The sequence below is a fragment of the Nocardia sp. NPDC058518 genome (assembly GCF_042719655.1).
Lineage (GTDB): Bacteria > Actinomycetota > Actinomycetes > Mycobacteriales > Mycobacteriaceae > Nocardia.
The window spans coordinates 17888-42836 of sequence record NZ_JBHXNJ010000001.1 but is presented as its reverse complement, the minus strand read 5'-3'; the positions used below and the strand labels follow the sequence as shown (position 1 = coordinate 42836).

Here is a 24949-nt window from a genome sequence, read left to right as displayed (position 1 = left end):
CTCTTGCGGTTGACCTTGGGTCAAGGTGGACGCTCATGTCATGACTTCGAACGCGAACAACGCAGCGACCACCACCACAACCACTGCCGCACAGGCTTATCCGAACCTGCAGCAGACCATTAAGGAGATCGTCGACAGCGGTTTGGTCGGCCTGCACCTGCGGGTCGACGACGAACACGGCGCGTGGGTCGGCAGTGCCGGGCACAGCGTGCTGGGCGAGCCCGCGGCGCCGCCGATCAACGGGCGCGTCCGGATCGGCAGCAACACCAAGACCTTCCTCGCGACCCTGGTCCTGCAACTGGTGGCCGAGGGCAAGATCGCCCTTGACACCCCCGCCGTCGACTACCTGCCCCGGTTCGCCCTCGACCCGCGAATCACGGTGCGGATGCTGTTGCAGCACACCAGCGGAATCTTCAACTTCACCGGCGAGGTCTACGAGGACGGGACGACCGCGCCGGGAGTCGTCGCCTGGGGTGGCAAGGAATGGGTGGACAACCGTTTCCGGACCCACCATGCCGATGACCTGGTGCGTCTGGCCCTGGCCAAGCCTGCCCGGTTCGAGCCGGGCACGGACTGGAGCTACTCCAACACCAACTATGCGCTGGCCAAGCTGCTCATCGAGGCGGTCACCGGTCACTCGCTGGCCGAGGAGATGCAGCGGCTGATCCTGGGTCCACTCGGATTGTCGGACACCGTGGTACCGGAGACCTCGACCGAGATCGGCGGACCGCACGCCCACGCCTACTACCGCTACGACGACGAGGGCGTGGAGAAGACGGTCGACGTCACCGCGCAGAACCCCTCCTGGATCTCCAGCGGTGGCGACATGATCTCGACCAGCAAGGACCTGCACACCTTTATCTCCGCGCTGCTGAGCGGCAAGTTGCTGCCCGCCCCGCTGCTGGCCGAGATGCTCACCCCCGAAGCCAAGGTCGGCTACGGGCTCGGGGTGTTCGTCCAGAAGACCGAGACCGGCACCGTCATCACCCACAACGGCGGCCACGGTGGCCATGCGGCACTGATGTACAGCACGCCCGACGGCTCCAAGACCATGACGGCCGCGCTCAACTATGTCGACGACGCCGACCTGTCCCTGGCCGCGGCGTTCCAGGCTGCGACCCAACGGCTCGTCGAGGAGGTCTTCGGCGGACAGGGCGCCGCGGCCTGAGTGCATCGGCGATGGCGAACCGGGCCGCGTCCGACCGAGCGCGGCCCGCAGACTTGACCGCGTCGACATCGTCAAGGTCAACTTTCCCGGTAGGACTACCCGAGCAAGGCGGACCGATCAGATGAACAACGGCGTCACAATCGGCCAGGCCGCGGCATTCGCCGGCGTCACGATCAAGACCGTGCGGCACTACGAGAAGAACGGTCTGCTCGACGAACCGGCACGCGACAGCTCCGGCTACCGCCGGTACCGCTCGGCCGAGCTGCTGCGGCTGGTGCAGGTCAGAACCCTGGCCGCCGCCGGGGTGCCGCTGGCCGAGATCGGAACACTGCTCGACGCCGACGCGGCTTCGTTCGCGACCGAGCTCGCCGATGTCGAACGGCGCCTCACCGAACGGATCGAGGAGTTGATCGCCCGCCGTGACACTCTGCATCGCCTCGCTGACGGCGACCGCACGCTGCTGCCCGACCGCGCGGTGGCGCTGCTCGCCCGCCTGCCCGAACTCGGTATCGGCCCGGCAGACATCGCCGCCGCCAGAGAGGGCTGGGTGCTGGCCAAAGCCCTTGTCCCGGAGGGCTTCGACGAGTACCTCGCCAACGTCGAGAACGCCATCGGGGACCCCGAGTTCCTCGCCGTGTACCGGCGCGCCTCCGAGGCCATGAGCTGGGAGCCCGACGACCCACGCATCGACGACGTCGCCGGCGCGGTCGCCGAGCACTACCTCACCAACCCCGACCACCTCGAGATCGTGACCGGACTGCAAGCCCGCACCGAGGCCGCGACACGCTACAAATTGATCCGTCACCACGGTGAGGAGCCGGAATCGGCCGCGGCCAAGATGTCCGCGCTCGTCGAAGCGAAACTCCGTGCCGCAGGTGTGAGGATCCCCGGACCGAACTCCCGCTGAGGCGCTGCCACCCTCAGGTCTGATGCACCCACGCGACGAAGAACAGCGCGCCCGAGGCCGCGAGGACCAGGGCGATCGGTATCGCCCACCACGATCGGTCACCGCCGAGCACCGTCCGGGTCACCCGCAGCTGCAACCGGCCGAACAGGGCGATCATGCCGACGAACACCGGCGCGATCAGCACGCCGAGCACCGCGTGCACCGCCCACGCTCCCGCCAAGGTGGGCCCGCCCCAGGAGTTCTCGTAACCATCGGCGGCGACCAGCGGATAGGCCAGACCGCGGACAAGAACCAGCACGCTGAGCATTGCGAGGAACCAGCCGAGGAGCCCGACACCACCGGACAACACCGACTGGATCAGGCACCGCGCCAGCGAAACATTCTGGGCGCCGACAGGTTCGCGCAGCAATAGTCGCGGTACCCGCAGCCGGGTCCGCACGCGGGTGAACGCCAGTGGCAATGCCAGCAGTTCATAGACCGCCGACCGTGCCACCGCGCCGATCACCGCAGCGACCCGGCCGCCGCGAGGTCGTCGAACAGCAACTGGTCGACAGGCGGAACCAGATCGCGGTCGCCGAACCCGAACCAGGCCAGCGCCTCGATCTCGTTGCTGGCCGTGAGCACCCCGCGGTAGTCGGCGGTGTAGCACGCCATCCGGACGACAGCGTGGTGCCCGTCGGCGAGCGCGGCCTCGTAGGTGCCGACGTGGACCGCACTCTCGGGCGCGAGTTCGACGGTCAGTTCCTCGGCGACCTCGCGGACCAGGGTCTGCAGGTCGGTCTCGGCACCCTCGCGTTTACCGCCCGGAATGAAGAACACGTCCTTACCGCGTGGGCGGGCACACAGGATGCGACCGTTCTCGATCAGCACCCAGGCCACCGTATCGACGAGCTGCTGTTGCGCAGGTTCCACCACGGCCCGGAGCTTAATCGGCACGTGCGCGAGGGCGTTGCCCAGTCCCTTGCACACGGCCGCGGGCAAGACGGTGCTTCGCCCGCGGCATCCGCCGGTCAGTGACCGGGCAGCACGCACACGGTGTCCAGCCCGAGGACACGATTGAGGCGGCCGAACGCCAGCCAGGAACCGATGCTCATGCTCAGCTCCACCACTTCGGCCTGGGTGTACTGCGCGAACATTCTGGCCCAGAATTCGTCATCGAGGCCGTGATGGTCGGTGGCATAACGCTCGGCGTATTCGGCGGCGAGTCTGGTGCGTTCGTCGAACCGGTCGGTGTCACGCCAGTGGGTGACGGCATCGGCGAATTCCGCTTCGACCTTCTGCCCGTCGCGTTCGGTGCGCCAGTCCTGACAGAACAGGCACCCGTTGATCTGGGCGATCCGCAGCCGAGCCGCTTCGAATTCCCGCAGGCCGAGGGTGGAGTGCTCGTAGACCGACAGCGAGAACGCCGCGGCGGCGACCCCGATGCCGGGCACCATCTCGCCCCACACGAAACCGATGGGATCTTTGCCCTCGGGAATGTCGATGATCATTGTGGTGTCCTTCCGAGTTTGCCGACCGCGGCACGCAGCGGCACATCCAGTGCGTCATACAGACCCGGTGGCGCCTCGACCAGCCAGTCGATGGCATTGACCAAACGTCCCACCGCCGTGGCGTTTCCGCCTGCCGCGCGATTGCCGCCCTCGTCGGTCGCTTCGACGCTGACCTCGATGCGCGGCGAGCCCTCGATGATCACCCGGTGGGCGCCGTCGCCGTCGGGTGGTGTGGGCCAGTCCGGTGCGCAGCTCGGATGAATGCGGGTGACATGCTCGATCACGATGCGCGCCTGCCCATCGATGATGCCCTGCACCTCGAATCGCACCGCTCCCTGCGTGCCCGCGTCGAACGCTCCCATCTGCGCGGTCTGCACGGTCGTATCGAGGGCGCGCCGTTCGACGGTTTCGCGAATCTCGTCGAGTTCGACACCCAGCGCCCTGGCCATCAGCCGAATCTGGCCGCCCCACACCATCGTCGGCACGCTCGCCATCAGCATCGGCGGCTCGTAGTCCATCGGCTGCCCCATCCCGACGAGATAGCGCACCGAGTCGGGTTGGTCATAGGTGGAGTAGTCGAAGATCTCCTGGCAGCGCACCACCTCGATGGTGGCGGCGAGCCCGCTGATCAACAGTGGCAGCACATCGTTGCCCCAGCCGGGATCCACGCCGGAGACGAACAGCGAACCACCGCCCGCGGCAATGGCTTCCAGTACCGGCTCGCGGATTTCGGCCGGTGCGTTGCGCGGGTCGTAGAGGGCGTAGAGCGCGGGTGTGACGACGACGGCCCCGGCGTGGATCGCCCGCGTGATGTCGGCGAGCGCGTTGTCGGGCCGGATTTCTCCGGACGCCGCGTACACCACCGCCCGCGGACCGGCGCCGAGTAGAGCGTCGATGTCGTCAGTGGCGGCCACCCCCAATTCGGTGTCGAGGCCCGCGAGCACGCCCGCGTCTCGGCCGACCTTGTCGGGATTGTGCACGAGCACCCCGGTGAGAACCAGCGCCGGATGGGCAGCCACGGCACGGATAGCGGCGCGGCCGACATTTCCGGTGCCCCAGACGATCGTGGGGATCATCGAGCCACCGTAGCAAGCGCTTGGTTCGGCGTCCGGGGTATCCGAAATCTCAGCCCGCGCGCAGGCCGAGCCGGCGCGCACCGATGGCCTCGGCCAGCCGGTTCACCGCTGCGGACAGCTCGCGCTTCGGGGGTCTGCGCGCGCCGAACGTCGACACCACGACCTCGTCGCCGACCTGTTCCCAGGTGCCCGCGATCCGGCCGCCGACCAGCACCAGCGGGGAGATCCAGCCCGCTGTCCTGCTCACCTTCGACCGGTGCTCGGCGGGCAGTAACGCGGTGTCGCCGGTTCCCGGCCCCAGCACGTACTGGTCGAACGGGCCGAGTAGATGGACGCCGCCGTCGAGGGTCGCCGCGGCGAGATCGTCGGCGAACTCGCTCGGAATCCAGCCGATCCGACCCTCGACGTCGACCTCGGTCAGCGCGTTGCCCATTGCCGCGAACCAGCCACGCACCACGGGTTTGCGGACGTTGTTGCGACTGAGCCACGCGTCGAACGCCTCCGGCGTCGCGGGACCGTACGCGCCGAGATAGGCGCTGATCAATGTCGGTGCGGCGCTGTCAGGTTCGGGTATGCCCGGCCACCCGCCGGTCAGGGCGGCCGGTGCGGTGAAGGTGACCTTGCCGCCGCGCGCGGGACCATGGCACAGCGCACCCTGCCAGGCCAACGGTTTGAGCACCGCACCCCACCCGGACCGCAATTGCTCGCCGAGGTGGGCGAAGCCGGGTTCGGCGAGCACCGCCTCGACCAGTTCGTCACGGGTCAGGACCTGATCGGCCAGGACGCCCGACACCACCTCCACCAGGGCGGTCACCTGATCGGGAGTCGCACCGAATGTCTTCTGCCACGCGGGTTTCTCCCACGTGCGCGCCGATCCGATCAGCGACAGCGCCGCCGCGGCCTGCTCGGGCACCATCGCGTGCAAGGTGCCGCGCATCGCCCAGGTCTTGATCAGCGTGCCCGCGCCCAACGCCGCGCCGACACCGCGTGAACGGGCATCGGAACTGCGTAAGGCGACAGCCGTCTCCGCCGCCGAGGCCACCTGCGCCTGCACCCCGGCCAGCCTGGTCGCGACATCCTCGACCGAGCCCGCGGTCGGTGCCGCGACGAACTGGCGGCTCAGCCGCCAGGCGAACACCTGATCCCATCCGACACTGAGCATGCGTCCCCATCCCCATGACCGATCTAGCTGGACCCCCATCAGATCAGATCACTCCGACACCTTCGAGCTAGCTCGCCTCGGTGCGCCGGGTGGCGACACGGCGCAATGCCGCGCGCAATCCCGCGAATTCGTCGTCACTGATCCGGTCGACGAAATAGTTGAGAACGAGGTCGGACCGCCCGCCGACACCGAGCGCTTCGTGCATGAGCTGGGCGCTGTGTTCCTCGCGGGTCACCGTCGGCCAGTACCGGTACGCGCGCCCCTCGCGCTGCCTGGCCAGCCAGCCTTTGCGGTGCAGATTGTCCATGGTCGACATCACGGTGGTGTAGGCGATGTCGCGTTCGGCCGCGAGTTCGTCGAACAGTTCGCGCACCGTGGTCGTGTCAACATCGCGGTCCCACAGCCGATCCATCAGGACCGCCTCGAGATCCCCGAAACCACGCACCGCCGATCGACTCCTTCACCTTGCCCGAACCGGCTTCACAGTACCGGCACGGCCTCGGTGAGAGTCGCGAGCATGGCAATGGCAAGGAGGGAAACCCACTCCTTGCCACTTCTAATCTATAGCGCACCCCGGGGCTTGCGGCAAGACCCCGGTCGTGCCGCACAATCTCTCGGCGAGCCCGCAACCTGCGGAAATCTTGTCGAAGGGGAGTATTCGATGATCGAGGTGATCGTTGCCGGCGGTGGCCCGACCGGCATGATGCTGGCCGCCGAACTGCGGCTGCACGGGGTGCGTGTGGTCCTGCTGGAGAGGGACACCGAGCCGACGAAGATCGTCCGCTCGCTCGGCCTGCACGCGCGCAGTATCGAGATCATGGATCAGCGCGGCCTGCTGGACCGGTTCCTCGCGCTCGGTCGCAAGCATCCGGTCGGCGGGTTCTTCGCCGGGATCCCCAAACCGGCACCCGAGCGACTCGACACCGCCCACCCGTACGTACTCGGCATCGCGCAACCGCTCACCGATCAGCTGCTCAGCGAGCACGCCACCGAGCTCGGTGCCGAGATCCGGCGCGGCACCGAAGTGGCCGGGCTGAGCCAGGACGACGACGCGGTCACGGTCGAACTGGCCGACGGCACGCAGCTGCGTTCGCGCTACCTCGTCGGGTGCGACGGCGGCCGCAGCACCGTGCGCAGGCTGCTCGGCGTCGCGTTTCCGGGTGAGCCGAGCCGGGTCGAGACGCTGCTCGGCGAAATGGAATTGACCGCGTCACCGGAAACGATCACCGAGGTGATGACCGAAGTCCGCAAAACCCAGCTGCGATTCGGCGCGATGCCGCTGGCCGGCGGGGTCTATCGCGTGATCGCCCCCGCGGACGGCGTCGCCGAGGACCGTGCGGTCGCGCCCACCTTCGACGAACTGAAGCGACAGCTCATCGCCACCGCGGGTACCGACTTCGGAGCGCACTCACCCCGCTGGCTGTCGCGTTTCGGCGACGGCACCCGCCAGGCCGAGCACTACCGCGTCGGCCGCGTGCTGCTGGCAGGCGACGCGGCCCACATCCACCCGCCCGCTGGTGGACAGGGCCTCAACCTCGGCGTCCAGGACGCGTTCAACCTCGGTTGGAAACTGGCCGCGCGGATCAACGGCTGGGCACCACCGGGCCTGCTCGACACCTACGAGACCGAACGCCACCCCGTAGCCGCCGACGTGCTCGACAACACCCGCGCCCAGATGGAACTGATGTCGCTCGACCCGGGACCGCAGGCGGTGCGCAGGCTGTTGTCGCAATTGATGGACTTCGACGAGGTGAGTCGCTATCTCACAGAGAAGATCATCGCCATCGGGATCCGCTACGACTTCGGCCATGGCGATCCACTGCTCGGTCGGCGACTGCGCGACATCGCCTTGAAACGCGGCCGCCTCTACGCGCAGATGCACGCGGGCCGCGGACTCCTGCTCGACCGGACCGGGCGCCTGTCGGTGCGTGGATGGTCAGACCGGGTCGACCACATCATCGATGTCAGCGAAGAACTCGACGCCCCCGCGGTGCTCCTTCGCCCTGACGGGCATGTGGCCTGGATCGGGGAAGACCAACAGGATCTGCTCGCCCACCTGCCTGTCTGGTTCGGCCGACCGGACCTCGACACATCGCGCTGACGTGTCCAGCGATCTCATCCGACTCACCAGCGGGGGTTGCCTGCGTGCCGACGTGGTTGCGCCGACTCGCTGTCTCCCGGAATCATCGGCGTATGAGGTTCGCAGGGGTGGCCCGATGACCGAGCTCGACACGTTCGCCACCTTCCGGCCACTGCTGTTCACGATCGCCTACGAAATCCTGGGCTGCGCCGCCGATGCCGAAGATGTGTTGCAGGACAGCTACCTTCGCTGGCGCGACGCGACGGAGGTGACGCATCCGCGCGCGTATCTGGTGCAGATCGTCACCCGTCAGGCGATCAACCATCTCCGCTCGGTCCGGCGGCGCCGCGAGGACTACGTCGGCACCTGGCTCCCCGAACCGATCCGCACCACGCCCGACGCGGGCCACGATGTGTTGCTGGCGGAGTCGGTGTCGATGGCCATGTTGCTCGTGCTGGAAACCCTCGGTCCCACCGAACGTGCGGTGTTCGTCCTGTCGGAGGTGTTCGGGCACAGCCACAGCGAGATCGCGGAGATGATCGACAAGTCCGATACGGCCGTGCGGCAGATCGCCCACCGGGCCCGCGCGCACGTGGCGTCACGGCGCCGCCGCTTCCAACCCGACTCCGACACCAGCCGCGCGGTGATCGGCCGTTTCCTGCTCGCCGCCCACACCGGTGACGTGAGCGCCCTCATGGCGGTGCTCGCTCCCGATGTCGTCGAGATCTCCGATGGCGGCGGCCGCGTCTCCGCCGCACGTCGCCCGATCATCGGCGCCGAGCCCGTCGCGCGGTTCCTGATCGGGCTGACCCAGAACTCGATGGCGGGCGCGAAAGTCGAATTCGGCAGTTTCAACGCGCAGCCCGCGGTACTCGCCCGATCGACGAACGGCGAGCTGGACACGGTGCTGGTGGTCGAGATGGCCGACGACCTCATCACCGGCCTCTACGCGATCCGCAACCCAGACAAACTGCGGTCCATCGATGTGCTCCGCACCCTCGACATCGCCGCCGACCTGCCCTGACCACAGTCGGTGACGCAGGACACACCCCAGTCGTGTCACGCTGAGCCTGCGAGCGGTGTCTCCGAGAGTGTCCAGCAATGCAGCGGAACGAAAGGACCATCCCCATGAAGGTCATCCTCGTGTGCAAATCGGTGTCACACGGCAACACCCAGCGCGTCGCCGAGACCATGAGCGGAGTTCTCGGTGGCCGGGTCGTCGCCCCCGCCGACATCGATCCGGCCGAACTCGCCGACTGCGACCTCGTCGGCTTCGGCTCGGGCATCTACAACATGGATTTCCACCCGGAACTGCGCCGATTCATCGCCTCGCTACCGACCGGGCACCAGGGCAAGGCGTTCGTGTTCCGTACCAGCGGATTCCCGGAACCACCGTTTCGCCGGTATGTCACCACCCTGACCCGGAACATCGAAAAGAAGGGTTTCGACGTGGTCGATGCCTTCGACTGCCGTGGCTTCGATACCTGGCTACCGCTGCGCCTTATCGGTGGCATCCGTAAAGGCCACCCCGACGCCACCGACATCACGGCCGCCCGCGCGTTCGCCGAGAACCTGCGGGCCAGGACTACCGCCACACCCTGATCGGCCGAACTCGTCATACCCCGATGCGAACATATGTTCGTGTCCGATTCCGCCGCCCCGCGTCGCCCGCGTATCCAGTCCCGCGCCGAGGCCTCGATCCTGCACGCCGACCTCGACTCGTTCTACGCCTCGGTCGAACAGCGTGATCAGCCGTGGCTGCGTGGCAAACCGGTCATCGTGGGCGGCGGGGTGGTGCTGGCGGCCAGTTATGAGGCCAAGGCGTTCGGTATCCGCACTCCGATGAACGCGGGTCAGGCGCTGCGCTTGTGCCCGCACGCGATCGTCGTGCCGCCGCGGATGTCGGCCTATGCCGAGGCGAGCAAGGCGGTTTTCGCGGTCTTCGGTGACACCACCCCGGTGGTGGAGGGGATCTCGATCGATGAGGCGTTCCTCGACGTCAGCGGGTTACGCCGGATCAGCGGCGAACCGATCGACATCGGCCACCGGCTCCGCGCACAGGTGGCAGAGCGCGTAGGCCTGCCCATCTCCGTGGGTATCGCCCGCAACAAATTCCTCGCCAAGGTCGCCTCCGCCGTCGCCAAACCCGACGGTTTACGCCTCGTCGAACCCGGCAAGGAACTCGACTTCCTGCACCCACTGCCGGTGGAGCGATTATGGGGCGTCGGCAAAGTCACCTCGGCGACCTTGCACGCCAACGGCATCACCCGCATCGGCCAGCTCGCCGAACTCGGCGAACCCCACCTGCGCGCGATCCTCGGTCCCGCCGCGGCCCGTCACCTGTTCGCGCTGTCGTGGGCTCGCGACCCACGCCATGTGGAAACCGGCAAACGGCGGCGCTCGATCGGAGCCCAACGCGCCCTCGGCCGACGCCCACGCGAGCCAGAGGAAATCGCCGCCTATCTCGACGGCCTCACCGACCGGCTCGGCCGCCGCCTGCGCGCCGCCGACCGCGTGTGCCGAACAGTGGTGCTGCGCTTACGTTTCGACGATTTCACCCGAGCCACCCGCTCCCACACCCTCGTCGAAGCCACCGACACCTCCGCCACGATCCGCCACGCCGCCCGCCTACTCCTGCACACCGCCCAACCACTCATCACCGAACGCGGCATCACCCTGATCGGCCTGTCGCTGACCAACCTCGACGACGCCGACACCATGCAACTCACCCTGCCCCTGGAGGCACGCGCCGAGAACACTCTCGACGCCACTCTCGACGACTTGCGCCGCCGTTTCGGCTCCACCGCCGTCACCCGAGCCGCCCTCCTGCGCAGCGGCGAAGGGATCTCGGTCCCGCTACTGCCCGACTGACCCCGCCGAGCTCCTCCGCGCCGACCACTGCGGATCCACCGTGCGAGCCGACGTGGAATAATCGCCGAATGCCTTACGCCGTCATCGGCTTTCTGACTCTCGCCCTGTGGGTGTATTGCCTGGTCGACATCATTACCAGCCCCGACGCGGGCATCCGGCACCTACCGAAAATGGGATGGATCATCGTCGTCGTCCTGATCCCTACGATCGGCGCGCTGCTGTGGTTGTTCGCGGGTAGGCCCGTCGGCGAGTCACGACCTGCCTCGAATACCCGGTTCGGTGAATACGATCGTCCCGGCCGCCGGGTCGCCTCGAATCCCGACGATGATGAGGCCTTCCTCCGCGGCCTGCGCGAACGCGCCGAACAGCAGCGTCGAGAGGCCCGCAGGCAACAGGAAGAACGCGACCAGGACCCGGCCTGATCAACCGAAAGGTGCTGGGCCGGTCGCGCATCTACGTGCGCTGGTCGTGCTTGGCGGGCCGGAACAGGGATCGCGTCCCGAACAGCGAACTGTCGAACCGCTTGCCCGCGTCCGGTTCCCGGTGATAGCGCTCGATACGCAACACCTCGTTGCGGGACCCGAAGATGAACGGCACCCGCTGATGCACCTGGGCCGGGGGGACCTCCATCATGCGTTCGTGCCCGGTGGTCGCCGCCCCACCCGCCTGCTCGACGATGAACGCGATCGGATTCGCCCCGTATAACAGCGAGACCCGGCCCGGCAGTGCGGGATTGCGGGTATCTCGCGGGTACAGATACAGCCCACCCCTGGTCAGGATGTGGAACGTATCGGCCACCAGCGACGCCACCCACCGCATATTGAAATCGCGCCCGCGCGGCCCCTCCACTCCCTCCAGACATTCGAGCACGTACCGGCGCACCGGCCGCTCCCAGAACCGCTCATTGGCGGCATTGATCGCGAATCCCGAAGTGTCCTGCGGGATACGCATCTGCGGGTGGGTCAACACGAACGCCCCGATCTCCCGATCGAGGGTGAACCCGTCGACCCCACTGCCGGTGGTGAGCACCAGCATGGTCGCGGGCCCGTACAGCGTGAACCCCGCACACACCTGCTCCACACCCGGTTGCAGGAAGTCGGATTCGGCGGGTTCCGCGTCGCCGGCGATAACCTCGTCGGGCGCCCGCAGAATGCTGAAGATCGAACCGACAGGCAGGTTCACGTCGATGTTGCTCGACCCGTCAAGCGCGTCATAGGCCAGGAGATACTTGCCCCGCCGCTGAGCAGCGGGTAACACCGTCGCGTGCTGCTCGGACAACAATCCCGACAAATGCCCGGACCACTGCGTCTGTCCCACCATGATCTCATCGGTCAGCACATCGAGCCGCCCACTCACCGACGACTCGTCGTCGACCCCCGATCCGATGATCGCCCCACGCGTCACCTGATTGGCAATGATCTTCGCCGCCGTGGCCACCACATTGACCAGCGCGGAGAACTCCCCCGAAGAACCGGGATGCCGATGTTCTTCCTCGATCGTGTAGCGAGTAAGCGTTTTCAGTCCATTCGGCATCCGGCAACAACCCCTATGAAATCCGGTGTGTCCCTTGCCCTTTCCAGAATGGCTCACAACACGCTCGCAATCAATGTGAACCCGCCCGGCAACACGGGCTGCACCTCGATCGGCCGTCGTGCTTGACCATGCCCCTGGGGGCAGCGTTTACATTCGCTGTATGAGGATCGGAGAGCTTGCGCGGCTGGCTCAGCTCAGCCCCAAGGCCATCAGACGGTACGAGGCATTGGGGCTGGTCGCGCCGGAACGTCACCCCAACGGCTTCCGCGAATACGACGACCACACCGTCCGGCTGGTGCAGGAAATCCGATCCCTGAATCGTCTGGGAATCCGGGTGGAGGAGACTCGTCCGTTCCTGGACTGCCTGGCGACAGGCAGCGAACACGTGGACGACTGCCCCGCCTCACTGGCCGAATACCAGCGGAACATCGACGCATTGAACGCGGAAATCGAAGCACTCACCGCCCGCAGAGACGCCCTCGCCGATCGACTCCGCGACGCCGCGCATCGCCACAGCACCACTCGAACGCTCCCGTGGCCGGAGGCGGTCTTTGCGCGGCAGCCCCTGTCGGGCCGCGACCGCCCCACCGAACTGAAGGAATCATGATGACCCAGATTTCCGCGATCGCCGGCACCGTTGCGGTGACCGATGAATCATTCGACCGCGACGTCCTCACCCACCCCGGCCTCGTCCTCGTGGACGTCTGGGCCACATGGTGCCCTTCGTGCAAAATGATCGCTCCCGTGCTGGCCGAAGTCGCCCGCGAACGTGCGGACACCCTCGCCGTTCGCACCCTCAACGCCGACGAGAACCCGCTCACCGCCCGCAATTACCAAGTGATGGCGGCCCCGACGCTGCTGCTCTTCCGCGACGGCCAACTCCTGCGCACTCTCGTCGGTGCCCGCTCCAAGGCGAAGCTCCTCGCCGAGCTGGACGACGCAGCGAGCCACTGATCCCGGTAGACGGGTGTCAGCACCGTCGGTACGGTCGTCGCCAGGGGCGCGGTCGCTTGGGGTGATGGGTATGGGCGCAGGCGGAACAATGCGCCAAGAGATCTACGCCGACAAACGCCCCATCGAGGACTACCGCGCCGGTGCCGACGGCCGAGTGTTCATCCACCTCACCTCCGCCGCCGAATGGCAACAGATCACCGGCGAACCGGCACCGCCCACCCCGATCACCGCCCAGGCATACGCCGCCAACGGCCTGCCCTGGTTCGACTACTACGCCACCGACTCCGACGACCTACCACCTTCGTCCCAACTCGCCGACGTGCAACCGACAGGCAGCTGGCTCGCCGACGAACAACCGAATCCGCCCATCGGATACGGCCTTCCGACGATTCCGCTGGGCGACAACGCCGTCGGAGACGGCAACTGGTAGCTCCCGAAAGCCTGCGGCGGAGGTTCTTGCGCCGCAGGCCAACTGCCGGATCCGGCGAACCCGCCACGGTGGCGCCATTCTCGGACGTACGATCCGAGCGTGGCCGAATCCAAAGGTTCCACCCCGCTGCGTGTGCTGGTCTACAGCAACGATGCCGATACCCGTCAACAGGTGATCCTGGCGCTGGGCCGTAGGCCGCGTGCCGATCTACCCGAGCTCGATTTCTTCGAGGTCGCCACCGCGCCGGTGGTCATCGAGCAGATGGATGCCGGTGGGATCGATCTGGCCATCCTCGACGGTGAATCCGCCCCGACCGGTGGCCTCGGTATCGCCAAGCAGCTCAAGGACGAGATCGATCAGTGCCCGCCGGTGGTCGTGCTCACCGGTCGGCCCGATGACGCCTGGCTGGCCAACTGGTCGCGTGCCGAGGCCGCCGTCTCGCACCCGATCGACCCCATGCAGCTCACCAACGCGGTCGCCGGGGTCCTGCTCGCCCGCTGACGGGAGCGTCCGGGCATCGTCCCGAACCGTCGGATAGTCCGCTTCGTACCTTTCTGTCTATCACCACTGGTAATGCCAGTGGTTCGCTGCCGCATGCCCGTTGGCGATTACCCCCGTATCGCTCATGAATCGCGGTACCGATATCGATCAAACCCCGCCCCGGAAACGTGCGGCGGAGCCCCGAAACGGCGGTAGTCTGTGCTCTAGCTCACACGAGCACGGGCTCTTGTATAACGCTCCGCCATCGCTGCACAGCCTTGCGCGAGCCCCCGTTCGGCGGACAACGTTGTCGGCCCCGTCTCGCCGAAAGCTGCCGTCCGCGGCCGGGCCACACGGCTCGGCCTGCTCCAGCGAGGAGGGGAAGTGCAGTCGTGAATATCGAGGTGCCCGCACTCGTACTCGGCGCCATCGCCGCGGCGTTCGCGGTGTTCTCCGTCATCATGGCGTCGCTGATCGGCCCGAAACGCTACAACCGGGCCAAGCTCGAACCCTATGAATGCGGCATCGAGCCGACCCCGCACGCCATCGCCGGTGGCCCGGGAAATGCAGCGGGACAGCGCTTTCCGGTGAAGTACTACCTCACGGCGATGCTGTTCATCATCTTCGACATCGAGATCGTGTTCCTCTACCCGTGGGCAGTGCATTTCGACACGCTCGGGCTGTTCGGTCTCGCCGCGATGGCGCTGTTCATCGTCAATGTGTCTGTCGCCTACGCCTACGAGTGGCGTCGCGGCGGCCTCAGCTGGGAATGAGTGGGAAATAATGGGTCTCGAAGAGAAACTGCCCAGCGGGTTCCTGCTGAGCACGGTCGAGGATTTCGCCGGCTACCTGCGTAAGGGCTCGGTCTGGCCCGCGACGTTCGGGTTGGCGTGCTGCGCGATCGAGATGATGGCCACCGGCGCCGGACGATTCGACATCGCCCGCTTCGGCATGGAAGCGTTCCGCGCCTCCCCACGTCAGGCCGATCTGATGATCGTGGCGGGCCGGGTGAGCCAGAAGATGGCGCCGGTGCTGCGTCAGGTCTACGACCAGATGACCGAGCCGAAATGGGTGCTGGCCATGGGGGTCTGCGCGTCCTCGGGTGGCATGTTCAACAACTACGCCATCGTGCAGGGCGTCGACCACATCGTCCCGGTCGACATCTACCTGCCCGGCTGCCCGCCGCGCCCGGAGATGCTGCTCAACGCGATCCTGGCGCTGCACGCGAAGATCGCCGAGATGCCGATGGGCGTCAACCGCGAGGAAGCGATCCGCGCCGCCGAAACGGCCGCGCTGGCCAGCACGCCGACCATCCGGATGGAGGGGCTGCTGCGATGACCTTCGACTCCCCCGACAACACCGACAGCCCTGCGGGACAAGAGATTCCGGAGGAATCGCCCGTACAGCCGCAATCGAAACCGCCCGAGGACGAGGTGATCGGCACGCGGCGCGGTATGTTCGGCGTCAGCGGCACCGGCGACACCTCCGGCTACGGCGGCCTGGTCACCCCGGTCGCCCTGCCCGCGGGCACCCCGCCCCCGTACGGCGGCTGGTTCGACTCGTTCGTCGGTACGTTGCGTGCCGCACTCGTCGGACGTGTCATCGCCTTCGACACCGTAATCGAGAAGATCGTGGTGTTCCGCGACGAACTCACCCTGCACGTGAAGCGCGAACATCTCGTCGCCGTCGCGAGCGCGCTGCGCGACGACAGCTCCCTGCGATTCGAACTGTGCCTCGGCGTCAACGGCGTGCACTATCCCGACGACGAAGGCCGCGAACTGCACGCCGTCTATCACTTGACGTCGATCACCCACGGCCGCCGCGTGCGGCTGGAAGTGTCCGCGCCCGATGCCGATCCGCACATTCCGTCGCTGTTCTCGGTGTATCCGACAACCGACTGGCACGAACGCGAAACCTACGACTTCTTCGGCATCCTCTTCGACGGGCACCCCTCCCTGACCCGCATCACCATGCCCGACGACTGGCGCGGCCATCCGCAGCGCAAGGACTACCCGCTCGGCGGGATCCCGGTGGAGTACAAGGGCGCGCGCATACCGCCGCCCGACGAGCGGAGGAGCTACAGCTGATGACCGACACCGACTTCCGCCGCGACGAACCACCGGTTGTGACTGTCGCAGGCCAGGACTGGGACCAGGTCAGCGAAGTGATCGACGGCGGCGCCGAAGAACGCATCGTGGTGAACATGGGCCCACAGCACCCCTCCACGCACGGGGTGTTGCGCCTGATCCTCGAGATCGAAGGCGAGACCGTCACCGAGGCCCGCTGCGGCATCGGCTACCTGCACACCGGCATCGAGAAGAACCTGGAATTCCGCAACTGGACCCAGGGTGTCACCTTCGTGACCCGGATGGACTACCTGTCCCCGTTCTTCAACGAGACCGCCTACTGCCTCGGCGTGGAGAAACTCCTCGACATCACCGAGCAGATCCCCGAACGCGCCACCGTGGTGCGGGTGCTGCTGATGGAGCTCAACCGGATCTCCTCGCACCTGGTGGCTCTCGCAACCGGCGCCATGGAGCTGGGCGCGCTCACCCCGATGCTGTTCGGTTTCCGTGAACGCGAACTCATCCTCGACGTCTTCGAAACCATCACCGGCCTGCGGATGAACCACGCCTACATCCGCCCCGGCGGCCTGGCCCAGGATCTCCCCGACGATGGCGTCACCAAAGTCCGTGAACTCCTCGAGCTCCTGCCCGGCCGCCTCCGCGATATGGAGCACCTGCTCAGCGCCAACCCGATCTGGAAGAAACGCACCCAGGACATCGGCTACCTCGATCTCACCGGCTGCATGGCCCTCGGCATCACCGGCCCCGTCCTGCGCGCCACCGGCCTGCCGCACGATCTGCGCAAATCAGACCCGTACTGCGGCTACGAGAACTACGAATTCGACATCCCGACCACTACCGGCTGTGACTGCTACGGCCGCTATATCATCCGGGTCGCCGAGATGGCCGAGTCGATCAAGATCGTCGAACAGTGCTTGGACAAGCTGCGGCCGGGACCGGTGATGATCGACGACAAGAAGATCGCCTGGCCCGCCGACCTGGAACTGGGCCCCGACGGTCTCGGCAACTCGAACAAGCACATCGGCAAGATCATGGGCACCTCCATGGAATCGCTGATCCACCACTTCAAGCTCGTCACCGAGGGCATCAGGGTGCCTGCGGGACAGGTGTATTCGGCGGTGGAGTCCCCGCGCGGGGAACTGGGTGTGCACATGGTCAGCGACGGCAGCACCCAGCCGTATCGGGTGCACTACCGCGACCCCTCGTTCACCAACCTCCAAGCGGTGGCCGCGATGTGCGAGGGCGGCATGGTCGCCGACGTCATCGCCTCGGTCGCCAGCATCGACCCCGTCATGGGCGGAGTGGACAGATGAACATCGAACAGCCTTCCAGCACACCGATTCTCCTGAAGCTCAGCACGCGCCCGGAACCGTATCCACCGCACGTGCGCGAACGCCTCGAACTGGACGCGAAGGAGATCATCACCCGCTACCCACACCCCCGTTCCGCGCTGCTCCCGCTGCTGCACCTGGTGCAAGCCGAGGAAGGCTGCGTGACCGGTACCGGCATCGACTTCTGCGCCGATCACCTGAACCTCACCGGCGCCGAAGTCACCGCGGTCGCCACCTTCTATTCGATGTACCGGCGCACCCCCACCGGCGACTACCACGTCGGCGTGTGCACGAACACGCTCTGCGCCATCCTCGGCGGTGACGCCATCTACGAAGCACTGCAACAACATCTGGAAATCGGACACGGCCAGACAACCCCCGACGGCGCCATCACCCTCGAACACATCGAATGCAACGCCGCCTGCGATTACGCGCCGGTCATGATGGTGAACTGGGAATTCTTCGACAACCAGACTCCAGAATCGGCGCTCGCCATCGCCGATGCCCTGCGAGCGGGTCACCAGGTCCGTCCCACCCGCGGCGCACCACTGTGCACGTTCCGTGAAACCGCCCGCATCCTCGCCGGATTCCCCGACGAGCGCCCCGGCGTGCTCGAAGGAGCACCGGGCGCACCCACCTTGGCGGGGCTCGAAATCGCCGCAGAAGATGACTCGGCAGGGGGATCGCGATGACGACGCTCACCCCGGTACTCAGTGAACACTGGGCCACCCCGCGGTCCTGGACCCTCGAAAGCTACCGCGCGGCCGGCGGCTACGACGGCCTCCGCGCCGCCTTGCGGAAGGCGCCCGACGAGGTGATCCAAACCGTCAAGGACGCGGGTCTGCGCGGTCGCGGCGGCGCGGGCTTTCCCACCGGCATGAAGTGGTCGTTCATCCCGCAGGGCCCCGGCCCCGACGGCACGACGAAACCGCACTACCTCGTCGTCAACGCCGACGAATCCGAACCCGGCACCTGCAAAGACATCCCGTTGATGCTGGCCACCCCGCACACCCTCATCGAAGGCATCGTGATCGCCGCGTATGCGATCCGGGCCGCGACCGCGTTCATCTACGTCCGCGGCGAAGTGGTGCCGGTGCTGCGCCGACTCCAAGCCGCTGTCGCCGAGGCCTATTCGGCGGGACTGCTCGGCCACGACATCCTCGGCTCGGGATTCGATCTGGAGCTGATCGTGCACGCCGGCGCGGGCGCCTACATCTGCGGTGAGGAAACCGCCCTGCTCGACTCTCTCGAAGGCAGGCGCGGACAGCCCCGACTGCGCCCACCGTTCCCCGCCGTCGCGGGCCTGTACGCATGCCCGACAGTGGTCAACAACGTGGAATCCATTGCCAGCGTGCCCTCGATCCTGCGCCACGGCACCGAATGGTTCCGTTCGATGGGCAGCGAGAAGTCACCCGGTTTCACGCTGTACTCCCTGTCGGGACACGTCGCCCGCCCCGGCCAGTACGAGGCCCCGCTCGGCATCACCTTGCGCGAGCTGCTCGACTACGCGGGCGGTGTGCGGGCCGGGCACACCCTGAAGTTCTGGACCCCCGGCGGTTCCTCGACACCGATGTTCACCGACGAACACCTCGATGTCGCCCTCGACTACGAAGGTGTCGCCGCCGCCGGATCCATGTTGGGCACCAAGGCCTTACAGATCTTCGACGACACCACGTGCGTGGTGCGCGCGGTCCTGCGCTGGACCGAGTTCTACGCCCACGAATCGTGCGGCAAATGCACACCGTGCCGTGAGGGCACCTACTGGCTCGTGCAATTGCTGCGCCGGCTCGAAGCGGGCCATGGCACCGAAGCCGACCTGGACAAGCTCGCCGACATCGCCGACAACATCAACGGCAAATCGTTCTGCGCGCTCGGTGACGGCGCGGCCAGCCCGATCTTCTCCTCGCTGAAGTACTTCCGCGACGAATACCTCGCGCATCAGCGACTCGGCGGCTGCCCGTTCGATCCGGCCGCCTCGACCGTGTGGGCACCAGCGAAAGAGGACCGATGACAGCCATCGCGCCAGGCAACAGCAGCGGTGTAGTGCCCACCGACATGGTGAGTGTCACCATCGACGACACCACCATCGAGGTGCCCGCCGGAACCCTGCTGATCCGCGCCGCCGAGCTGATCGGTGTGCAGATCCCCCGCTTCTGCGACCATCCCCTGCTCGACCCGGTCGGCGCGTGCCGACAGTGCCTCGTCGAGGTGGAAGGGCAGCGAAAGCCGGTCGCCTCCTGCACGATCCCCGTCACCGACGGCATGATCGTGCGCACCCAGATCAGCTCCCCGGTCGCGGAGAAGGCCCAGCGTGGGGTGATGGAGTTGCTCCTCATCAACCATCCGCTGGATTGCCCGGTGTGTGACAAGGGCGGTGAGTGTCCGCTGCAGAACCAGGCGATGTCCACCGGCAGCGCCGAATCCCGCTTCGACGGGGAGAAGCGGACGTACCCGAAGCCGATCCCGCTGTCCACGGCGGTGCTGCTGGACCGGGAGCGGTGCGTGTTGTGCGCACGCTGCACCCGGTTCTCCCAGCAGGTCGCCGGTGACCCGTTCATCGAGCTGATGGATCGTGGTGCGCTGCAACAGGTCGGCATCGCCCAGGCCGAGCCCCTCGACTCCTATTTCTCCGGCAACACCGTGCAGATCTGCCCCGTGGGCGCGCTCACCGGCACTTCCTACCGTTTCCGGGCCCGCCCGTTCGACCTGGTCTCCACACCGAGTGTCTGTGAGCACTGCGCCTCGGGGTGCGCGCAACGTACCGACCATCGCCGTGGAAAAGTGTTGCGCCGCTTGGCCGGTGACGATCCGCAGGTCAACGAGGAATGGAACTGCGACAAAGGCCGCTGGGCCTTCGCCTACGCCACCGAACGCGACCGCCTCACCACACCGATGGTGCGCGGCTGGGACGGCGTCCTCGCCCCCGCCTCCTGGCCCGAAGCCCTCACCGCCGCCGCCGCGGGCCTGAGCGCCGCGATCGGCAATGCCGGAGTACTCGTCGGCGGACGAGTCACCGAGGAGGAGGCCTACGCGTACAGCAAATTCGCGCGAATGGTCCTCGCTACCAACGACATCGACTTCCGCAGCCGGGTGCACTCGGAAGAGGAGGAACGATTCCTCGCCGCCCGCATCGCCGGACGCGGTGTCCAGGTCGACTTCGCCGCACTCGACAGAGCCCCCGTCGTGCTGCTGGTCGGGTTCGAACCGGAAGAAGAATCGCCCATCGTCTACCTGCGGCTGCGCAAGGCCGCACGGACACGCGGGCAGCGGGTGGTGTCGCTGGCGCCGTTCGCCTCCCGTGGCCTCGAACGCATGTCCGGCGCGCTCATCCAAACCCCGCCCTGCGGCGAAGCCGATGTCATCACCTCGATCATGGCCGAAACTTCCGCCGATGCCACCGAACTCATGGCGATGCTGAATACGCCGGGCGCCGTCGTCATGGCGGGCGAACGTCTCGCGGGCAGCCCCGGCGCGTTGTCGGCGGTGACCCGGCTGGCCGATGTCACCGGTGCCGCGCTGGCCTGGGTGCCGCGTCGTGCCGGCGAACGTGGCGCGCTGGAAGCGGGCGCGCTGCCCGGCCTGTTGCCCGGCGGCAGGCCCGTGGTGGATCCCGCTGCGCGCCAACAGGTTCGACATCGGTGGCAGTCCGGAGAACTCCCCGTCACGCTGGGGCGCGATGCCACCGCGATCCTGTCGAGCGCGGCCCAGCTGGGTGCGCTGGTCATCGGTGGTGTCGACCCGGTCGATATGCCGGACCCGGCGGCCGCACTGGCCGCCATCGACGCGGCCCGGTTCGTCGTCAGCCTCGAAATGCGGCACAGCGCCGTCACCGAACGCGCCGACGTCGTCTTCCCGGTGGCGACCGCGATGGAGAAGTCGGGCACCTTCCGCACCTGGGAAGGCCGACCGCGCCCCTTCACCGCGGCCTCGCTCGACACCACCCGCCGCGTCGCCGCCCCGCTGTCGGACCTGCGGGTACTGCAATCGCTGGCCGCACAGATGGGCGTCCCGATCAACCTGCCCGATACTGCCGCCGCCCGCGCCGAACTCGACTCGCTCGGCCCCTGGAACGGCACCCCCCTCCCGGCACCGGAACTGACCAGCCAGACCCGCCCCGTACCCGGCCCCGGAACGGCGGTGCTCGCGGGGTGGCGAATGCTGCTCGACGCCGGTCGCATGCAGGACGGTGAACCCAACCTCGCCGGCGTCGCCCGCCCGCCGGTCGCCCGCCTGTCGGCCGCGACCGCCGCCGAGATCGAAGCCGACGATGCCGATCACGTCATCGTCTCCACCGATCGCGGCGAGATCTCGGTGCCGCTGATGATCACGGACCTGCCCGACCGGGTGGTGTGGCTGCCGCTGCACTCACCCGGCTCGACGGTCGCCGCCGAACTCGGTGTGACACCCGGCGCCGTCGTGCGCCTGCGCCGCGCCGACGACAGGATGAAGGAACACCGTCATGAGTGATCGAGTGCTACTCCTTGCGGCCGACGCCGGACCTGTCTTCGGCACCGACCCGCTGTGGCTGGTGGTGGTCAAGGCGCTCGGCGTGTTCGTCTACCTGATGCTGGTGCCGTTGATCGCGGTGTACGCCGAGCGCAAAGTCGTCGCGTGGATGCAGATGCGGGTCGGTCCCAACCGGATCGGGCCCGGCGGCATGCTCCAGTCCGTCGCCGACGGTGTGAAGATGGCGCTCAAGGAAGACATCATCCCGGCCATCGTGGACAAGCCGATCTTCGTGCTCGCCCCGATCATCTCGGTGATCCCGGCGTTCATGGCGTTCGCGGTGATCCCGATGGGCCCGGAGGTGTCGATCTTCGGGACGCGAACCGCGTTGCAGCTCACCGATATGCCCGTCGCAGTGCTCTACATCCTCGCCATCACCTCCATCGGCGTGTACGGCATCGTGCTGGCCGGCTGGTCGTCGGGTTCGACGTATCCGCTGCTCGGCGGCCTGCGCTCGACGGCGCAGGTGATCTCCTACGAGATCGCGATGGCACTGACCTTCGCCACGGTGTTCCTGCTGTCTGGCACCATGGCGACCTCCGAGATCGTCGGCGCGCAGGAGGGCACCTGGTACGTCTTCCTGCTGCTGCCCTCGTTCCTCATCTACTGCGTGTCCATGGTCGGCGAAACCAACCGGGCGCCTTTCGACCTGCCCGAAGCCGAAGGTGAACTCGTCGGCGGGTTCCACACCGAGTACTCGTCGCTGAAGTTCGCGATGTTCATGCTCGCCGAATACGTGAACATGGCAACGGTGTCGGCGCTGGCGACCACGCTGTTCCTCGGCGGCTGGCGCGCACCGTTCCCGATCAGCCTGTGGGAGGGCGCCAACTCCGGGTGGTGGCCGCTGCTGTGGTTCACCCTCAAGGTGTGGACGTTCCTGTTCGTGTTCGTCTGGCTGCGCGGCACCCTGCCCCGGCTGCGCTACGACCAGTTCATGAACCTCGGCTGGAAACTGCTCATCCCCACCTCGCTGGTGTGGGTGATGGTCGTGGCCGCCGCACGGGTACTCGATCTCGAGGGCCTCCCCGGACAGAACCTGATCCTGGTCGGAGTGGGTCTGGTGATCACCGCCGCGATGATCGCGATGTTCCTGCGCGCGGGCCGCAGCAAGGGTCTACCGCCGCTGCCGCCACAGGAGCCCTCGACCTCGTCGGTGTTCCTCGGATTCCCGGTCCCGCCGATGCCACCACGGCCCGCGAACGACGAGCCCCAGATCGGCTTGTTCGAACCGCTCGCCGGTTTCGCGGTCACCGCGGCCACGATGTTCAAGAAGCCCAACACCGAGTCCTACCCCGAGGAGAAGGTGCCGACCGCGCCGCGGTATCACGGCCGCCACCAGCTCAACCGCTACGAGGACGGACTCGAGAAGTGCATCGGCTGCGAGCTGTGCGCGTGGGCGTGCCCGGCCGACGCGATCTTCGTCGAAGGTGCCGACAACACCGAGGACGAACGCTTCTCCCCCGGTGAGCGGTATGGACGGGTCTACCAGATCAACTACCTGCGCTGCATCGGCTGCGGCCTGTGCATCGAGGCCTGCCCGACGCGCGCACTCACGATGACCAACGAATACGAAATGACCGACGACAACCGCGCCGACCTCATCTACGAGAAGGACCAGCTGCTGGCCCCGATGCAGCCGGGTATGACTCCGGCGCCACACCCGATGGCACCGGGCACGGACGCGGCCGACTACTACCTGGGCCGGGTCGGTCCCGCACCGTCGGAGCAGGAGGTACTGCGATGAGCACCGCAACTGTGCTGGCCGCCGAGATCGCCGACACCTCCACCGGTGAGGCCGTGTTGTTCTGGGTGCTCGCCCCGATCGCGGTGCTCGGCGCACTGGGCATGGTGACCGCGGCCAAGGCCGTGCATTCGGCAATGTGCCTGGCCGCCACCATGATCGCGCTCGCCGTGTTCTACATCGCGCAGGGCGCGCTGTTCCTCGGCGTCGTGCAGATCGTGGTGTACACGGGCGCGGTGATGATGCTGTTCCTGTTCGTGCTGATGCTCGTCGGCGTCGACTCCGCGGAATCGCTGCGGGAGACGTTGCGCGGTCAGCGCATTGCCGCGGCGATCGTCGGGGTCGGATTCGGGATGCTGTTCATCGGCGGCATCGGCGCGGCTCTGCGCGACAGCGGAACCAGCTTCCCCGGCCGCGGTTTCGGCGACCGGGACGTGATCGCCGAACTCGCCGAGTTGATCTTCCTGCGCTACGTGTGGGCATTCGAACTCACCGGCGCGCTCCTGATCACGGCCACTATCGGTGCGATGGTGCTGGCCCACCGCGAGCAGTTCACCCCCAAACGCGGGCAGCGCGAAATGTCGCGCGACCGCTTCCGCACCGCGGGCGAACGGGCGACTCCGCTGCCGACACCGGGTGTCTACGCACGGCACAACGCTGTCGACAGCCCCGCCCAACTCCCCGACGGCTCCTTCGCCGAACTCTCGGTGAGCACGATCCTGCGTCATCGCCGCACCCGCGCCCACACCGAAGCCGCCGTGGCCTCGGTCGGCACGCTGCGTGAGGACGAGATCAGCGACGACAACCCGACGGCCGACGAGGAAGGCAAGCGGTGAACCCCCAGAACTACCTGTTCCTGTCTGCGCTGCTGTTCACGATCGGCGCCGCGGGAGTGTTGTTGCGCCGCAACGCGATCGTGGTGTTCATGTGCGTGGAGCTGATGCTCAACGCGGTGAATCTGGCGTTCGTCACCTTCGCCCGGTTGCACGACAACCTCGACGGTCAGGTGATCGCGTTCTTCACCATGGTGGTCGCCGCCGCCGAGGTCGTCGTCGGCCTGGCAATCATCATGACGATCTTCCGCGCCCGCCGGTCGACCTCGGTCGACGACGCCAACCTGCTGAAGTTCTGAC

28 protein-coding genes are annotated in these 24949 nt (G+C 67.2%); 21 read left to right on the top strand and 7 right to left on the bottom strand.

Annotated features, from left to right (window positions below):
* Positions 1–40: 40 nt before the first annotated feature.
* Both ACFWPX_RS00215 and ACFWPX_RS00210 read left to right on the top strand, forming a co-directional pair.
* Positions 41–1168: a serine hydrolase domain-containing protein gene (locus ACFWPX_RS00215; protein WP_378924505.1), complete on the top strand. Its 1128-nt coding sequence runs from the start codon at positions 41–43 to the stop codon at positions 1166–1168.
* A gap of 121 nt (positions 1169–1289) precedes the next feature.
* Positions 1290–2075 (top strand): MerR family transcriptional regulator, encoded by a 786-nt coding sequence (locus tag ACFWPX_RS00210; RefSeq protein ID WP_378924503.1) that lies wholly within the window; start codon positions 1290–1292, stop codon positions 2073–2075.
* Positions 2076–2088: 13 nt separating this feature from the next.
* Here the strand turns inward: ACFWPX_RS00210 and ACFWPX_RS00205 are convergent, their stop codons facing one another.
* The 6 genes from ACFWPX_RS00205 to ACFWPX_RS00180 form a co-directional block, all read right to left on the bottom strand.
* Positions 2089–2568, bottom strand: a complete 480-nt coding sequence (locus ACFWPX_RS00205; RefSeq protein WP_378924501.1) for a hypothetical protein — start codon at positions 2566–2568, stop codon at positions 2089–2091.
* Positions 2569–2576: 8 nt separating this feature from the next.
* Positions 2577–2990 (bottom strand): NUDIX domain-containing protein, encoded by a 414-nt coding sequence (locus tag ACFWPX_RS00200; RefSeq protein ID WP_378924499.1) that lies wholly within the window; start codon positions 2988–2990, stop codon positions 2577–2579.
* Between the two features lie 95 nt (positions 2991–3085).
* Positions 3086–3565 carry a carboxymuconolactone decarboxylase family protein gene (locus tag ACFWPX_RS00195; RefSeq protein WP_378924496.1) on the bottom strand — a complete coding sequence of 160 codons (480 nt, stop codon included), beginning with the start codon at positions 3563–3565 and terminating at the stop codon, positions 3086–3088.
* Positions 3562–4641: a dihydrodipicolinate reductase gene (locus tag ACFWPX_RS00190; protein ID WP_378924495.1), complete on the bottom strand. Its 1080-nt coding sequence runs from the start codon at positions 4639–4641 to the stop codon at positions 3562–3564. Before ACFWPX_RS00190 ends, ACFWPX_RS00195 begins: the two co-directional genes overlap by 4 nt.
* Positions 4642–4690: 49 nt before the next feature.
* The gene (locus tag ACFWPX_RS00185; RefSeq protein WP_378924493.1) at positions 4691–5803 is read right to left on the bottom strand and encodes a winged helix DNA-binding domain-containing protein; all 1113 of its coding nucleotides are present in this window, start codon (positions 5801–5803) and stop codon (positions 4691–4693) included.
* A gap of 67 nt (positions 5804–5870) precedes the next feature.
* Positions 5871–6248: a BlaI/MecI/CopY family transcriptional regulator gene (locus ACFWPX_RS00180; RefSeq protein ID WP_378924491.1), complete on the bottom strand. Its 378-nt coding sequence runs from the start codon at positions 6246–6248 to the stop codon at positions 5871–5873.
* Positions 6249–6464: 216 nt separating this feature from the next.
* Between ACFWPX_RS00180 and rox the strand changes: the two genes are divergently transcribed.
* The 5 genes from rox (at position 6465) to ACFWPX_RS00155 (ending at position 11176) form a co-directional block, all read left to right on the top strand.
* Complete coding sequence (rox, locus tag ACFWPX_RS00175; protein WP_378924489.1) at positions 6465–7904, top strand: rifampin monooxygenase; 1440 nt, start codon at positions 6465–6467, stop codon at positions 7902–7904.
* Positions 7905–8019: 115 nt separating this feature from the next.
* Entirely contained in the window at positions 8020–8907 is an 888-nt protein-coding gene (locus ACFWPX_RS00170; RefSeq protein WP_378924487.1) for an RNA polymerase sigma-70 factor, read from the top strand.
* Positions 8908–9011: 104 nt separating this feature from the next.
* A complete protein-coding gene (locus ACFWPX_RS00165; protein ID WP_378924485.1) occupies positions 9012–9485 on the top strand; it encodes a flavodoxin family protein in 474 nt (157 codons plus the stop codon).
* Positions 9486–9518: 33 nt separating this feature from the next.
* Positions 9519–10754 (top strand): DNA polymerase IV, encoded by a 1236-nt coding sequence (dinB, locus tag ACFWPX_RS00160; protein ID WP_378913686.1) that lies wholly within the window; start codon positions 9519–9521, stop codon positions 10752–10754.
* Positions 10755–10822: 68 nt separating this feature from the next.
* Positions 10823–11176 carry a PLD nuclease N-terminal domain-containing protein gene (locus ACFWPX_RS00155; RefSeq protein ID WP_378913687.1) on the top strand — a complete coding sequence of 118 codons (354 nt, stop codon included), beginning with the start codon at positions 10823–10825 and terminating at the stop codon, positions 11174–11176.
* Between the two features lie 31 nt (positions 11177–11207).
* Here the strand turns inward: ACFWPX_RS00155 and ACFWPX_RS00150 are convergent, their stop codons facing one another.
* Positions 11208–12287, bottom strand: a complete 1080-nt coding sequence (locus ACFWPX_RS00150; protein ID WP_378924483.1) for a class 1 fructose-bisphosphatase — start codon at positions 12285–12287, stop codon at positions 11208–11210.
* Between the two features lie 160 nt (positions 12288–12447).
* Here ACFWPX_RS00150 and ACFWPX_RS00145 point away from each other — a divergent pair, with 160 nt between their 5' ends.
* The 14 genes from ACFWPX_RS00145 (at position 12448) to nuoK (ending at position 24948) form a co-directional block, all read left to right on the top strand.
* Positions 12448–12894: a MerR family transcriptional regulator gene (locus tag ACFWPX_RS00145; RefSeq protein WP_378924482.1), complete on the top strand. Its 447-nt coding sequence runs from the start codon at positions 12448–12450 to the stop codon at positions 12892–12894.
* The gene (gene trxA / locus ACFWPX_RS00140; RefSeq protein WP_378924481.1) at positions 12894–13241 is read left to right on the top strand and encodes a thioredoxin; all 348 of its coding nucleotides are present in this window, start codon (positions 12894–12896) and stop codon (positions 13239–13241) included. The genes ACFWPX_RS00145 and trxA overlap by 1 nt, the downstream gene beginning before the upstream one ends.
* A gap of 88 nt (positions 13242–13329) precedes the next feature.
* On the top strand, positions 13330–13671 hold the full coding sequence (locus ACFWPX_RS00135; protein WP_378924480.1) for a hypothetical protein: 342 nt from the start codon (positions 13330–13332) through the stop codon (positions 13669–13671).
* Between the two features lie 99 nt (positions 13672–13770).
* Positions 13771–14172: a hypothetical protein gene (locus ACFWPX_RS00130; RefSeq protein ID WP_378913692.1), complete on the top strand. Its 402-nt coding sequence runs from the start codon at positions 13771–13773 to the stop codon at positions 14170–14172.
* A gap of 371 nt (positions 14173–14543) precedes the next feature.
* Positions 14544–14924 (top strand): NADH-quinone oxidoreductase subunit A, encoded by a 381-nt coding sequence (locus ACFWPX_RS00125; protein ID WP_056819816.1) that lies wholly within the window; start codon positions 14544–14546, stop codon positions 14922–14924.
* A 10-nt stretch (positions 14925–14934) separates the two neighbouring features.
* A complete protein-coding gene (locus ACFWPX_RS00120) occupies positions 14935–15489 on the top strand; it encodes a NuoB/complex I 20 kDa subunit family protein (protein WP_378913693.1) in 555 nt (184 codons plus the stop codon).
* Complete coding sequence (locus ACFWPX_RS00115) at positions 15486–16238, top strand: NADH-quinone oxidoreductase subunit C (protein WP_378924479.1); 753 nt, start codon at positions 15486–15488, stop codon at positions 16236–16238. Before ACFWPX_RS00120 ends, ACFWPX_RS00115 begins: the two co-directional genes overlap by 4 nt.
* Entirely contained in the window at positions 16238–17551 is a 1314-nt protein-coding gene (nuoD, locus tag ACFWPX_RS00110) for an NADH dehydrogenase (quinone) subunit D (RefSeq protein WP_378924478.1), read from the top strand. Before ACFWPX_RS00115 ends, nuoD begins: the two co-directional genes overlap by 1 nt.
* Positions 17548–18261 (top strand): NADH-quinone oxidoreductase subunit NuoE, encoded by a 714-nt coding sequence (gene nuoE / locus ACFWPX_RS00105; protein ID WP_378924476.1) that lies wholly within the window; start codon positions 17548–17550, stop codon positions 18259–18261. Before nuoD ends, nuoE begins: the two co-directional genes overlap by 4 nt.
* Positions 18258–19580: an NADH-quinone oxidoreductase subunit NuoF gene (gene nuoF / locus ACFWPX_RS00100; RefSeq protein ID WP_378924474.1), complete on the top strand. Its 1323-nt coding sequence runs from the start codon at positions 18258–18260 to the stop codon at positions 19578–19580. Before nuoE ends, nuoF begins: the two co-directional genes overlap by 4 nt.
* Positions 19577–22036, top strand: a complete 2460-nt coding sequence (locus ACFWPX_RS00095; protein WP_378924471.1) for an NADH-quinone oxidoreductase subunit G — start codon at positions 19577–19579, stop codon at positions 22034–22036. Before nuoF ends, ACFWPX_RS00095 begins: the two co-directional genes overlap by 4 nt.
* Positions 22029–23819 carry an NADH-quinone oxidoreductase subunit NuoH gene (gene nuoH / locus ACFWPX_RS00090; RefSeq protein ID WP_378924469.1) on the top strand — a complete coding sequence of 597 codons (1791 nt, stop codon included), beginning with the start codon at positions 22029–22031 and terminating at the stop codon, positions 23817–23819. The genes ACFWPX_RS00095 and nuoH overlap by 8 nt, the downstream gene beginning before the upstream one ends.
* Positions 23816–24652: an NADH-quinone oxidoreductase subunit J gene (locus ACFWPX_RS00085; protein WP_378913700.1), complete on the top strand. Its 837-nt coding sequence runs from the start codon at positions 23816–23818 to the stop codon at positions 24650–24652. The genes nuoH and ACFWPX_RS00085 overlap by 4 nt, the downstream gene beginning before the upstream one ends.
* Positions 24649–24948 (top strand): NADH-quinone oxidoreductase subunit NuoK, encoded by a 300-nt coding sequence (gene nuoK / locus ACFWPX_RS00080; protein ID WP_056819797.1) that lies wholly within the window; start codon positions 24649–24651, stop codon positions 24946–24948. The genes ACFWPX_RS00085 and nuoK overlap by 4 nt, the downstream gene beginning before the upstream one ends.
* The last annotated feature ends 1 nt before the right edge of the window (position 24949 follow it).